General features: G+C 55.4%; 10 protein-coding genes and 1 tRNA gene. 2 read left to right on the top strand and 9 right to left on the bottom strand.

From position 1 onward, the window contains the following. Positions 1-13: 13 nt before the first annotated feature. The 4 genes from radC to AQ1_RS04635 form a co-directional block, all read right to left on the bottom strand. Positions 14-697, bottom strand: a complete 684-nt coding sequence (gene radC, locus AQ1_RS04650; RefSeq protein ID WP_042084736.1) for a RadC family protein — start codon at positions 695-697, stop codon at positions 14-16. An 8-nt stretch (positions 698-705) separates the two neighbouring features. Then, the gene (gene map / locus AQ1_RS04645; RefSeq protein WP_042084830.1) at positions 706-1,509 is read right to left on the bottom strand and encodes a type I methionyl aminopeptidase; all 804 of its coding nucleotides are present in this window, start codon (positions 1,507-1,509) and stop codon (positions 706-708) included. Between the two features lie 89 nt (positions 1,510-1,598). Further along, positions 1,599-2,327 carry a DNA/RNA nuclease SfsA gene (gene sfsA / locus AQ1_RS04640; RefSeq protein ID WP_042084735.1) on the bottom strand — a complete coding sequence of 243 codons (729 nt, stop codon included), beginning with the start codon at positions 2,325-2,327 and terminating at the stop codon, positions 1,599-1,601. A gap of 57 nt (positions 2,328-2,384) precedes the next feature. Beyond that, the gene (locus AQ1_RS04635) at positions 2,385-3,848 is read right to left on the bottom strand and encodes a M28 family peptidase (RefSeq protein WP_081837079.1); all 1,464 of its coding nucleotides are present in this window, start codon (positions 3,846-3,848) and stop codon (positions 2,385-2,387) included. A gap of 187 nt (positions 3,849-4,035) precedes the next feature. On the opposite strand from AQ1_RS04635, the gene AQ1_RS04630 reads away from it, so the two are divergent. Then, positions 4,036-4,833, top strand: a complete 798-nt coding sequence (locus tag AQ1_RS04630; RefSeq protein WP_042084734.1) for a competence/damage-inducible protein A — start codon at positions 4,036-4,038, stop codon at positions 4,831-4,833. Positions 4,834-4,915: 82 nt separating this feature from the next. Then, positions 4,916-5,003: transfer RNA gene (locus tag AQ1_RS04625), tRNA-Leu, on the top strand. Between the two features lie 37 nt (positions 5,004-5,040). Here the strand turns inward: AQ1_RS04625 and AQ1_RS04620 are convergent. From AQ1_RS04620 to AQ1_RS04600, 5 genes are all read right to left on the bottom strand, one after another. Next, positions 5,041-5,814 (bottom strand): SDR family NAD(P)-dependent oxidoreductase, encoded by a 774-nt coding sequence (locus AQ1_RS04620; RefSeq protein ID WP_042084827.1) that lies wholly within the window; start codon positions 5,812-5,814, stop codon positions 5,041-5,043. 11 nt (positions 5,815-5,825) lie between these two features. Then, positions 5,826-6,281, bottom strand: coding sequence for a MaoC family dehydratase (locus AQ1_RS04615; protein ID WP_042084732.1), 456 nt, complete (start codon positions 6,279-6,281; stop codon positions 5,826-5,828). A gap of 122 nt (positions 6,282-6,403) precedes the next feature. Continuing rightward, positions 6,404-7,204 (bottom strand): DsbA family protein, encoded by an 801-nt coding sequence (locus AQ1_RS04610; RefSeq protein WP_042084730.1) that lies wholly within the window; start codon positions 7,202-7,204, stop codon positions 6,404-6,406. Between the two features lie 14 nt (positions 7,205-7,218). Then, positions 7,219-8,565 (bottom strand): M48 family metalloprotease, encoded by a 1,347-nt coding sequence (locus AQ1_RS04605; RefSeq protein WP_042084728.1) that lies wholly within the window; start codon positions 8,563-8,565, stop codon positions 7,219-7,221. 232 nt (positions 8,566-8,797) lie between these two features. After that, on the bottom strand, positions 8,798-11,713 hold the full coding sequence (locus tag AQ1_RS04600) for an Rne/Rng family ribonuclease (RefSeq protein ID WP_042084726.1): 2,916 nt from the start codon (positions 11,711-11,713) through the stop codon (positions 8,798-8,800). Between the last annotated feature and the right edge of the window lie 571 nt (positions 11,714-12,284).

Here is a 12,284-nt window from a genome sequence, read left to right as displayed (position 1 = left end):
TTCGCAAGATCGACTAGAGCAGGCCGAGACTTTTAAAGCTGACATGCCCCTTGCGCCCGATGACCAGATGATCATGAACGGAAATGCCCAGCTTTTTGGCGGCCTCCACGATGTCTTTGGTCATTTCGATATCGCCGCGCGAGGGCGTGGGGTCGCCGGAAGGATGATTATGCACCAGAATAAGGGCAGAGGCATGAAGCTCCAAAGCCCGTTTGATCACCTCACGCGGATAGACCGGGGTGTGATCGATGGTGCCTTGCTGCTGCACTTCATCGGCCATCAGGATGTTTTTGCGATCCAGAAATAAAATGCGGAATTGTTCGGTTTTGGCATGGGCCATAGCGGCCGTGCAATAATCGAGCAGGGCCCGCCAATTGCTGAGGATCGGGCGATTGAGCACCTTTGATTGCGATAGCCGCAGGGCGGTGGCTTCCACCAGCTTGATCATGGAAATCGCCACTTCGCCAACCCCATCCACTTCGCGCAGTCGTTCGGGCGAGGCGGTGATCACGCCTTCATAACTGCCAAAAAGCTTCAACATCTGCTTGGCCAAAGGCTTCACATCGCGCCGTGGTATTGCACCCATAAGGAGCAATTCTATCATTTCATAATCGGGCATCCCCTGGCCCCGGGTCGCCATGAAGCGTGTGCGCAAACGCTGGCGATGGTCGGTGTTATCAGATGGATCGCCGGGCATAAGCGGCCCTAGAGTTCATAGGGCGGCTGGTGAAGGCCCGCCGGTGAGCGGGTGAAAATCTCATAACCATCGGCGGTAACGGCGAGGCTATGCTCGAATTGCATCGACAAGGACCGGTCACGGGTCACCGCCGTCCAGCCATCATCAAGCACTTTGGTATCCGGCTTGCCCGCATTGACCATGGGTTCGATGGTGAAAAACATGCCTTCTTCCAGCACCTCGCCAGTGCCGGGGCGGCCATAATGCAGGATATTGGGCGCATCATGAAACACCAGCCCGATGCCATGGCCGCAAAATTCCCGCACCACCGAGCAGCGTTCGCTTTCCACATAGCTTTGGATGGCATGGCCGATATCGCCCAAAGTCACCCCGGGTTTCACGATTTCGATGCCGCGCATCATCGCTTCATGGGTGATATCCGCCAGCCTGCGGGCCTTTACCGATGGGGTGCCGGCAAAAAACATCCGGCTGGTATCGCCATGCCAGCCATCCAGAATGACGGTGATATCGATATTGATGCTATCGCCATCTTTCAAAACTTTGGGGCCGGGAATGCCATGGCAAACCACATGATTGATCGATGTGCAGATCGATTTGGGAAAACCGCGATAATTGAGCGGTGCCGGAATGGCCCCATGATCAAGGATGAAATCATGGCACAGGCGATCCAGCGCTTCGGTGCTGATACCGGGTTCAACATGGGGGGCGATGAAATCAAGAACCTCGGCCGCCAATCTGCCCGCTTTGCGCATGCCTTCAAAACCCGCTTCATCATGAAGCTTGATCCCCTGTGATCGGCGTTCCTGGGTCATGGCGTTTTCTTGCATTTCTCTCACCGGATTATCCTCATGGTCACAGATTGGTGGCGTGGTTCATGATGTGCTGTCTCATGATGTGGTCTTTAAGGACCGGCATACAAGGCTGGCTTGCCGATGGAAAGGGGTCGATCGATTTCAATAGCAGACGGCGATAAATGACAACCATAGGCATAAGATTCGATCCCCGCTTCCACGGCCTCCTCATAGGCGCGGTAATAAGTTTGGTCTATATCACAGGCAAATGTCATCTCGCTACAATCAGAGCGTTGTACCAGATAAATCATCATCGCGCGCGCCCCGCTGTCAACTAAGGTTTTCAGGGCCAAAAGATGCCTGGCACCTCTTTGGGTGACGCTATCGGGGAATTGGGCAAGGCCATCGCGGCGATAGGTAACGCTTTTCACCTCAATATAGCATGGCTCACCCGGCCTTTCGGGGTGATCACTGGCCATGAAATCAAAGCGCGTGCCCTTACCCATGCGCACTTCAGACTGAAGGCTGCCATAGCCCGCAAGTGGGGCGATCTGCCCTTTTTTGATGGCCTCAGCCACGATGCGATTGGCCAGCATGGTGTTGATACCGATCAATGTGTTGTGGCTTTCCACCAGTTCCCAACGCCAGCGCAGCCGGGCTTTGGGATTATGCACCGGGGAAAGCCAGATACGGGCCCCATCCTCGGCACAGCCCAGCATGGCTCCGGGATTGGGGCAATGGGCGGTGATCTGGCGGCCATCCTCAAGCACGACATCGGCCAGAAAGCGTTTATAGCGCCGGATCAGCCGCGCCGGGATCAGGGGATCAGGAAAATGCATGGACGCATCGATGTGGCAAAATCCTGATCCTGTTTTTTCATGACCGGCAGAGCCTGCTCATTCCGCTTCTGGCGCTGAGCCATGATCAAAGCTGCCCGCAGGCCCGGGGAAAACCACCGGGCTTTCAAAGCCATCTTTGGAAACACTGGCGACCCCGAAATAATAATTATCGATCACGATATTCTCCAAAGTCACCTGATCGCTATCGCCAACCCAGCGGCTGAAGGTCCATTGTGGTTCGGTGGTCAAGCGCCAATAAACCCGATAACCGGCCAGGTTTTCAGCCTCTTTGCCGGTGGGTCGGGTCCAGCTCAGCTTTGTCGATGGCTCAACAGCGCCAGCGATTTTGACATCTGATGGAAAGGGCGGGGCCGAGGCCAGTGAGGCCAAAGTCACGATATTGAGCGCGGTGAGCTTGGCATTATAGGCGAAATCCACGCCTGCGATCACATCGCCATAGTCAATCCCGTTTTCGCGGCGCAAATCCTGATGCTGGCGGGTATAATCTTCATTGGTTTCCATGATCCGAACCCCGGGCATGCCCACATCATTGAAGGGGCGATGATGGCCACCCCGGCCAAAACGATCCAGCCGATACACCATCATCACATCCAGATTGGGGATATAATCATCGGCCAGCCGGTCGATATAGCGCGCCAGATTGCGCGAGGCACTATCCACTTCACCCCCGCTGAAACGCCGGATGCGCGCTTCTTCGGGGGTTTCGGTGGCGCGGGTGCCTTCAGAAAAAACCCGGGCGGTGCTGTTGTTGATCACGCCATTGATGCCGGAAATATTGCCGATCATATCATTATTGATCACGGCTTTGACCTGCCAGCCCTGTTTCAAGGCATATTCGGCCAAAATCTTGCCGCCAAAAAGGCCCTGTTCCTCGCCTGAAAGGGCCGCATAAACAATGGTGCCGGGGAAGCGATATTGCGATAGTACGCGCGCCGCCTCGATGGTGCCGGCAACGCCCGTTGCATTATCATTGGCGCCGGGGCTGTTGGCGGTCGCATTCATGGGATCAGAGACCCGGCTATCGATATCGCCCGACATGATCACCATGCGATCAGGATCAAGGGTGCCGCGCTGAATGGCGATGACATTGACGATCTCGGTGGGATCGGGAATGCGGCGTTCGCCTGAAACGGTATCAGCAACCCTGATCACCTCCAGACAATTGCCACAGGCTTTGGAAATCCGGTTGAATTCCTCTTCGATCCAGCGCCGCGCTGCGCCGATGCCGCGTGTTTCGGATTGGGTTTCAGATAAGCTGTGGCGGGTGCCGAAGCTCACCAGTTTTTCCACATCGGCGCGCAGCCGTTCGGGGCTGGCCTTGGCGCCCATTTCGCGCAGGATGGGGGTTTCCCCCGGTGGCACCTGCGCGCTGGCACTGGTGGTGATGATGGCAATCAGCAGGCTGCTGCTGAAAAGGCCGCCCAGCAAAAGGGCGGCAGAGAAGCGATTTTTGCGGATTTTGGCCTGTGGATTTTGGCCTTTATCATGGCGCTGTTGCATTGTATTTGATCCTTATCCCCATATTGTTCGACCAAGGCTAGACGATCGTGCGATCCTGATCAATGCGCAGCGCAGGGCTTGCCAGCACAGAAAGAAAAGCGGATGCGGGGAATGGATTTTGCCAGCCAGATAGGATACACCGAGCCTCTAGCGTCGTTCCCCAATCTGACGCCCGGAGCCCCAATCCATGAGCGATCATTTTATTCCCACGCAGCCTGATGATGCGGCAGAAAAGCCTGTTGTAAAGGCGGCGCTGATCATCATCGGTGATGAGATTCTATCCGGCCGAACCAAAGATGCCAATCTGGCATATCTGGCGAAATGGCTGAATGGGGAAGGCATCAGGCTTGATGAAGTGCGGGTGATCCCCGATGATACAAACAGAATTGTTGATCATGTGAATAGCTGTCGGCGGCAATTTGATTATGTGTTCACCACCGGCGGCATTGGCCCCACCCATGATGATATCACCGCAGAATCGATTGCCCAGGCTTTTGCTGTGCCTTTGCATTTTCACCCTGAAGCAATGGCTTTGCTGGAAGCGCATTATCCCCCCGGTGAATTTACCCAAGCCCGCCAGCGCATGGCGCGGGTGCCTGAGGGCGGCAGCCTGATCGATAATCCGGTGAGCGTGGCCCCCGGCTTTCAGATTGAAAATGTGTTTGTGCTGGCGGGGGTCCCCCTGATCATGCAATCGATGCTGGAAAGCATTCGCCATAAGCTGGTGGGCGGCCTGCCGATGCTATCGGCCAGCCTGTCTGTGCCGGTGCCGGAAAGCGCCTTGGCCGGGGATCTGGGGCTGATTGCCAAAGCCCACCCGGATGTTCAGATCGGCAGCTATCCCTATTATCGGGAGGGTCGGGCTGGCCTCCATGTGGTGGTGCGGGCCTTGGATCAGGCATTGATCGATCGCGCCCTTCGCGAGATCGAGGCCGCCGTGCGCCGCTTTGGGGCCGAACCGGTGCGCGATCCCCGCGAAGGCTGATGGCACAAAGTCGGATAATTTTGGTTTTAGCCTTTGTGGCATCTTTTCATGCCGCAAAGGCTGTGCCATAGGATGTGCGTGTGCCCGCTTGGCGGAATTTGGTAGACGCAAGGGACTTAAAATCCCTCGGCCTTTTGGCCGTGCCGGTTCAAGTCCGGCAGCGGGCACCATCCTCCCTTTTTGACAGCCTCTCTATGCCATCTTTGCCTAAAAAATATCGGCAATGGTCACCCCGCCATCGGCGATGATGGTTTGGCCGGTGATATAGCGCGCCGCCGGGCTTGCTAGAAAAACCGCAATCCCCGCCATATCTTCGGGTTCGCCGATGCGGCCTGCCGGGGTCACTTTTTCCACATAGGCGCGGGCCTTGTCATTTTCCCACAGGGCTTTGGCGAAATCCGTACGGATAAGGCCGGGGGCGATGCAATTGATTCGGATCCCTTTTTTCGACCATTCCACGGCCAGATTGCGGGCCACCTGAAAATCAGCGGCCTTGGAAATCGCATAAATCCCCAGATTGCGGCTGCCTGAAAGGCCCGCGATAGAAGACACCAGAATGATCGCCCCATCGCCGCGTTCGGCCATCTCGGGCAGAACCATATGGGTCAGATTCATATTGGCGCGCACATTATTGCCGATGATCTTGTCAAAGGCATCATCAGACACTTCCGTCATCGAGCCATAAACCGGATTGGATGCGGCATTGCACACCAAAATATCGATCCGGCCATATTGCTCGCGCGTTTTGTTGACCAGATTTAGAAGCTGATCCTTATCCGATATATTGCAGGGCACCACAATGGCTTCGCCGCCCGCCGCCTTGATGGCATCGGCCACCGGCTTGCAGGCCTCGCGCTTACGCGAAGAAATCACCACTTTGGCCCCGGCATCGGCCATGGCTATGGCCATCGCCCGGCCAATGCCCCGTGATGATCCGGTGATGATCGCCACTTTATCCTTGAGGGAGAAAAGTCCGCTCATGCTCAATCCTTTCATGGAAAAAGTAAAAAGACCTGATCGGCCACACAGGCAGGCTTTTGGCCGCCTTCGATTTCAACTGTTGAGGTGACGGTGCATTTCAAGGAGCCCATCGGCCCTGCCGCCGTTGCTTTCAGCACAAAGCTGCCGCGCACCCTTGATCCCACCGGAACCGGGGCGGGAAAGCGCACGCTATCGCAGCCATAATTGATCCCTTGGGCCACTTTATAAGCGCCAAAAAAATCCCCCATCAGATAGGGCAGCAGCGACAAGGTATAAAATCCATGGGCAATGGGGGCGCCAAAAGGGCTTTCGGCCTTGGCGCGGTCCACATCGATGTGAATCCATTGATGATCACCGGTGGCATCGGCAAAGGCATTGATATGCGCCTGTGTCACGTCATGCCAATCGGAAAGGACGAGCCTTTGGCCGATTTTGGCGGTTAAATCCGGAAAGGGAAGATCAGACATGGCGGTCTTTCTGGGCTAAAGAGTTTTCATGATGAAAGCACTGTGCGCATAACTGGCAAAGGGGGCAAGCCGCCATCAGCGGCTGGCCTTTGTTCACAGGGGATTTTTTAGGGAAGGCGGGGCTAGTTGCGGGTTTTTTCAACCAGATCCAGAATGGCATCATAGCCCTGAGCACCGGCCAGCACCTGACCATTGATGACATAAGTGGGGGTGCCGCTGATGCCGATCATGCGCGCCAGATTGATTGTTTGCTCAAAATAAGCGGAGAGGGCCGGATCATCCATATCGCTGCGAAAGCGGCCCATATCAAGCTTTAGGGCTTCGGCAAAATCAAGGATCACGCCCTTGTTCAACGATCCTTCATGGGTCATCAGCTTTTCATGAAAAGCCGGGAAGACCTCCTGCTTTGAAGCGGCGATGGCGGCGCGGGCGGCAAAATGGGAAACGCCATTTTCCCCATCCCGATCCAGCACGGGAAACTGCTTGAACACATAGCGGATATTATCCCCATGCTCTTCTAGAAGCCGGACCATATCGGGATGTGCCCGGCGGCAGAATGGGCAGCGATAATCATAATATTCAACCACCGTAACCGCCGCATCATCGGGCCCGATGGTGGGGGAATAAGCATCCTTGCGGATATCATCCCAGCGATCCGATGCCAAAGCCTGCAGCCTTTGCTGCTGAGCGGCTTCATCGCGCTGGCGCAAGATGGCGATGGCTTCGGGCAGAATTTCAGGATTTTCCAATAAATAAGCCCGAAACATCTCATGCATCCGGGCTTGATCGGGGTTTGTGCCCAAAGCCGATTTTTGCGAAGAATTGAGCACCAAAAGCAAGGAGGCCATGGAAATGACCAAAGCAAGGCTGGCAATGATCAGGCTATAGGGGCGGAGCCGCGAAGCTCCCGGCTTGTTTGACATAAAATAATATTCCGTTATCGACGACGATTTGCGCTTTGCTCAATCTCTACACCGGCGGCCTGCCGGATATCCTGCGCCCGCAACCATTTTGGCGTGCCGGGTCTCAGGCCTTCCAAAGCCTGGCTTGCATGCATGGCGGCACGGCCGGGATTGCGTTGCAGCATATAGCGTTCGGCGGTTGCCAGATTGGCCAAAGCGGGTTCTTCATTACGGGTATAGATGATGGCGAGCTGATACCAGCCAAAGCTGTTATAGGGATCGATCCGAACCGATTTTTCCAATATGGGCATGGCCAGCCTGTCGGTTTCCGGCTCGTCTTTCGCCACCAGCGCCTGCGCATAAAGGGTGAGAATCAAAGGCTCGGTAGGGGCCAGTTGGGCGGCCCGTTCCAGATGTGGTAAGGATTGTTCGACATGGCCATTTTCCAGAAGAATCTGGCCCTTGATTTCATGGAAATAAGGATCATCGGGGATTTCCGCGATCAGGCTATCGGCTTCGGCCATGGCCTTGTCCCATTCCAAAGCTTTGTTATAGGCGTAAATGCGGGCATAGCGCGCAGGTATGCTTTTATTGGAGGGGGGATATTGCCCCAATGTGGATGAGGCTGGCCAGATATAGCCCTGCAGCTTGGCTTTGATCCGATTATATTGCGCCTGCAAAACGGGATCGGTGGGCTTCTCCCAATAGGGTGATGCTTTCATCCGCTGTTCCACATTGGCGATACGTTCGCCGGAAAGCGGATGGGTCAGCACATATGGATCGATATTGGGGGCGGTGAGCAGTTCCTGATAGCGGAATTTCTCGAAAATTTCGAGAAGACCACGCCCAGACATCTCGGTATCCTTGAGAAACTGAATCGCTGCCTGATCGGCCGAGGCTTCCTGCACCCGGCGGAATTTCAAAACCGAGCGTTGGGCCACACCCTGACCACCCGTGATCAGCCCCATGCCGGCTTCCGGGGCCCCGGCGGCAATAGCCGCAGCCCCCAGCACAAGCCCCAAGATCGACAGGCTGGTTGCGGGTTTCAGAGCTTCATCAAAGCGCTGCACATGGCCTGCGATCATATGGCCAGCTTCATGGGCGATCACGCCGATCACCTGATCCACATTATCGGTTTGCAAAATCAGCCCGGTATGGATGAAAATCGCCTGCCCACCGGCATAAAAAGCGTTTAGATTGGTATCATCCACAATATAAATCTGCACATCTTCCGGACGAAGCCCCCCGGCCGCAAAAATGGGATCGGAAATCCGGTGCAGAAAATTTTCAAATTCGGCATCGCGCAGGGTTCGGATGCCCTGCGCCATGGCTGGCTGCGAGATGAAAGAGAAGACGAGGGCAAAAAGGACCAATAGTCTCATAAAATAAAACACAGATTAACTCCGGTCAGGTCCATATCGGGCGGCATTGCAGGCCCGTTCGGCCCAAGGCACAAACCCCATTCATAGCCATCACCATAAAGCAAGATGTGGGGATATGAACAGGGGCAGTTTATCCTTAAAGGTCAAAAAAGGCGGAAGGATGATGATCACCTGTCCGCCTTTTTCCACAATTTTCAGTTGAGATTTATAGCCGTGCTTTGGGGCCGGATAATCAGCGCCCCAAAGCGCGCTGCCACCAACCACGCTTGCGCTTGCTGCTATCGGCCTCGCCTTTTTCCTCCAGCTTTTCTTCTTTCACACCATCCGGGGTAACGATCTGTCGCTCCAGAACATCTGGGGCGGGCGCTACCGGTTTTTCAGGCGCTGGCTGGGCTTCCGGGGATGGCTGAACTTCCGGTTGAGTTTTTGGTGGTGTTTGTGGTGTCTGAGCTTCAGGCGGTGTTTGCGGGGCCTGAGCTTCAGGTGCTGCTTGCGCTTCTGCTTCGGCCTTTGCATCTCCATCGGCCTTGGTCGGTTTTTGCGTGGCAGATTTTGCGGGCGCGCGGTGCCGTGGCGCTTTTGCCTTCACCGGTTTGTCTGCCTCATTGCTCGCACCGGCATCAGCCGCTTCATCAGGGGCTTTGGCCGTTTTCCGCCGACGCCGAGGCTTTTTCACCGCTTCTACGGCCTCGTCATCTGACGCCTCACGTGCAGGTTCAGCAGGATTTTGGGGTTCAGCAGGATTTTGCTCTTCAGGGCTTTGCGCAGCAGGTGGCACCGCCGGTGCCGGATCCGCTTCAGCCGATAAGGAAGCCGCTTCACCGCTTGGCGATTTTCTGCGCACGCGCCGCCTGCGCCGGGGCTTGTCATCGCCGGCATCAGGGGCGTTTTCCGTGGCGTTTGATACAGACGGTTCGCCGAGTTGTGCCGCCGTATCAGCGCTTCCTTCAGCACTGCCTTCAGCATTGTTTGTGGCATTAGGTTGGGCTGGGCCTGCCGTCTCATCAGAGCCGCGCGACCGCCGCCGCCGGGACCGCCGCCGTGGTTTTTGCTCATCATCTTTGGCACCCACTGGCAAAGAGGATTGTTCCCCGGCCCTTTGCGGATCGATGCTCGGCTGATCGCCATCAGCGGCATCGCGCGGGCTATCGTCCTGATCGCCCTGATCCTGGGCACTTTGCTGATCATCACCGCCCCGGCCACGCCGACCTCTGCGCCGCCGCCGCCGCCGTTTTTTGCGACCGCCTTCATCATCATTATTATCTGCGGCTTTATCATCACCGCGATGATCGGCCGATTTTTCTGGTGCATCGGCTGATGATGTGGCTGATGCGCCTGGTTCGGGCGCAGTATCCTCATCGCTTTCGGGCAGATCGTCATCCAGATCGCTCTCATCAATGAGGGCGGGGGCCTCGGCGGCGCGTCGGGCGGCATCCCGGGCACCTGCGGCAATCTGTTCGGGTGTTTTCGCCACCCGTTCCATTTCCCAGGGCTCGATCCCCAGATGGGCATCGGCATTGATGCTCAGCGTGTAATCATAGCGCTGCTCAAGATCGGTGAGCATGGAGCGCTTGTTGTTGAGCAGATAAAATGCCACCGAAAAAGGCGCTTTGATGGTGATTTCAGCGCTGCGATCCCGGATGCCTTCTTCTTCCAAAGCCCGCAGGATATTGAGCGAAGCCATTTCAACAGATGGCACCACACCCGCGCCATTGCAGGTGCCGCAGGTGATCATCGACGCTTCAAGAAGATTGGGGCGCAATCTTTGGCGCGACATTTCCATCAGGCCAAAGGATGACACCCGGCCAACCTGAATGCGGGCGCGATCAGATTTCAGCGCATCTTTCATCCGCTTTTCAACAGAGCGGTTATTGCCCCGGTCTTCCATATCGATGAAATCGATAACGATCAATCCGGCCAGATCCCGCAGGCGCAATTGGCGCGCCACTTCATCGGCGGCTTCCAGATTGGTTTTATAGGCGGTTTCTTCGATATTATGCTCTTTGGTGGAACGCCCGGAATTTACATCGATGGCGATCAGGGCTTCGGTCGGATTGATAACGATATAGCCGCCGGATTTAAGCTGCACGATGGGCGAATACATGGCTTCAAGCTGATTTTCCACCTGATAGCGGTGAAACAGCGGGATGCGATCCTTATAATGCTGCACGCGCCGGGCGTGACTGGGCATCAAAAGCTTCATAAAGCCCTTGGCGAGCTTATAACCATCTTCGCCTTCCACCTGAATTTCATCGATATCGCGGGAATAAAGATCGCGGATCGACCGCTTGATCAGATCGGCCTCTTCATGAATAAGGGCGGGCGCAATGGAACTCAGCGTGCGATCACGAATACCATCCCAAAGGCGCACCAGATAATCGAAATCGCGCTTGATCTCGACCTTTGTGCGGTTCAGCCCCGCGGTGCGGATGATGCAGCCCATGCCTTCCGGCACCTGCAGCGAGGACATCACATCCTTGAGCTTTTTACGATCGGCAGAATTGGCGATTTTCCGGCTGATGCCGCCGCCATTCTGGCTATTGGGCATCAAAACACAATAGCGACCGGCAAGGGACAGATAGGTCGTCAGCGCGGCACCCTTAGTTCCGCGCTCTTCTTTGACCACCTGAATGAGCAGGATCTGCCGACGCTTGATAACCTCTTGGATTTTATAATGGCGGCGCAGCACATGGGCGCGCCTGCGGCCATCATCCTCATAATCATCTTCGCCGGAGATTTGCTCGACATCCGATGCATCATCAGCGTCGTCACCCTGATCGGCCTCATCTTCTGCATCAGAATTGGCTGCAGATTTCTGTTTTTTTCTGGTTTTTTCATTGTCCAAAGCATCAGATGCGGCTTCCCGGGCCACTTCGGCCATCAGGGCATCGCGATCTTCGGCGGGGATCTGGTAATAATCGGGATGAATTTCGCTGAAAGCGAGGAACCCATGCCGGTTTCCCCCATAGTCAACAAAACAGGCCTGCAGGGATGGCTCTACCCGCGTGACCTTAGCAAGGTAGATATTGCCTTTAAGCTGCCGCTTGGCAACACTTTCATAATCGAATTCTTCTACCCGATTACCATGGATAACGGCGACCCGCGTCTCTTCCGGGTGGCGCGCGTCGATAAGCATACGCGTTGACATTGAAATATTCTCCGAACGCCGCACCGCGCCGACTTCCGAAACAGATATTCGGGCGCGCTGGTGGGCGGGTATGATGTAAAATGATCGTGAGATTTGGCTGAAAGGGATGGTTTCAAAACAACGATGCGGGCGCAGAGACCATTTTCAATCTCGTTTCGGATCAGGAATGAATTTCTGCGTATCACGTTTATTAAACCATCGGTTATAGCCGCCGGGCAAGTAGCCGGGATCTGGTCTTTTGCCGGTGAGGGCTGAGACGGATTGCCGCTTCTGACGACAGGCAGAACACCGGAGCAGATCTCATGCCGGACGAACCCTGTGCATGATGATCGCGCAAACTTGTGTTCTTAACCTAATCAGTTGGGCAGGCATATACAATCACTTTATAGCGCCAATCTTTGCGGACATGTCGAAATATCAACAAAATGCCCTGTCATCAGCCTTTTTTATAGCGATTACGGGCAAACAGTCTGTTTTCCTTGTCGTGCAAATTGGTTAAGCTGCCAGCCGGTCCTTGGGAATTTTTAACCTTATGAGGATTATAAAGGCGCATGACGCGCAAAAATCTCCC

The sequence above is a fragment of the Iodidimonas nitroreducens genome, assembly GCA_000710935.1.
In the GTDB taxonomy this organism is placed as follows: Bacteria; Pseudomonadota; Alphaproteobacteria; order Sphingomonadales; family Rhodothalassiaceae; genus Iodidimonas; species Iodidimonas nitroreducens.
The sequence above is the reverse complement of the archived record's forward strand: the minus strand, read 5'-3'. Positions and strand labels throughout refer to the sequence as shown.

Excerpts from the sequence above, each read along its gene's own strand:
- radC (WP_042084736.1), bottom strand. The coding sequence starts at position 697 with ATGCCCGGCGATCCATCTGATAACACCGACCATCGCCAGCGTTTGCGC.
- map (WP_042084830.1), bottom strand. The coding sequence starts at position 1,509 with ATGACCCAGGAACGCCGATCACAGGGGATCAAGCTTCATGATGAAGCG.
- sfsA (WP_042084735.1), bottom strand. The coding sequence starts at position 2,327 with ATGCATTTTCCTGATCCCCTGATCCCGGCGCGGCTGATCCGGCGCTAT.
- AQ1_RS04635 (WP_081837079.1), bottom strand. The coding sequence starts at position 3,848 with ATGCAACAGCGCCATGATAAAGGCCAAAATCCACAGGCCAAAATCCGC.
- AQ1_RS04630 (WP_042084734.1), top strand. The coding sequence starts at position 4,036 with ATGAGCGATCATTTTATTCCCACGCAGCCTGATGATGCGGCAGAAAAG.
- AQ1_RS04620 (WP_042084827.1), bottom strand. The coding sequence starts at position 5,814 with ATGAGCGGACTTTTCTCCCTCAAGGATAAAGTGGCGATCATCACCGGA.
- AQ1_RS04615 (WP_042084732.1), bottom strand. The coding sequence starts at position 6,281 with ATGTCTGATCTTCCCTTTCCGGATTTAACCGCCAAAATCGGCCAAAGG.
- AQ1_RS04610 (WP_042084730.1), bottom strand. The coding sequence starts at position 7,204 with ATGTCAAACAAGCCGGGAGCTTCGCGGCTCCGCCCCTATAGCCTGATC.
- AQ1_RS04605 (WP_042084728.1), bottom strand. The coding sequence starts at position 8,565 with ATGAGACTATTGGTCCTTTTTGCCCTCGTCTTCTCTTTCATCTCGCAG.
- AQ1_RS04600 (WP_042084726.1), bottom strand. The coding sequence starts at position 11,713 with ATGTCAACGCGTATGCTTATCGACGCGCGCCACCCGGAAGAGACGCGG.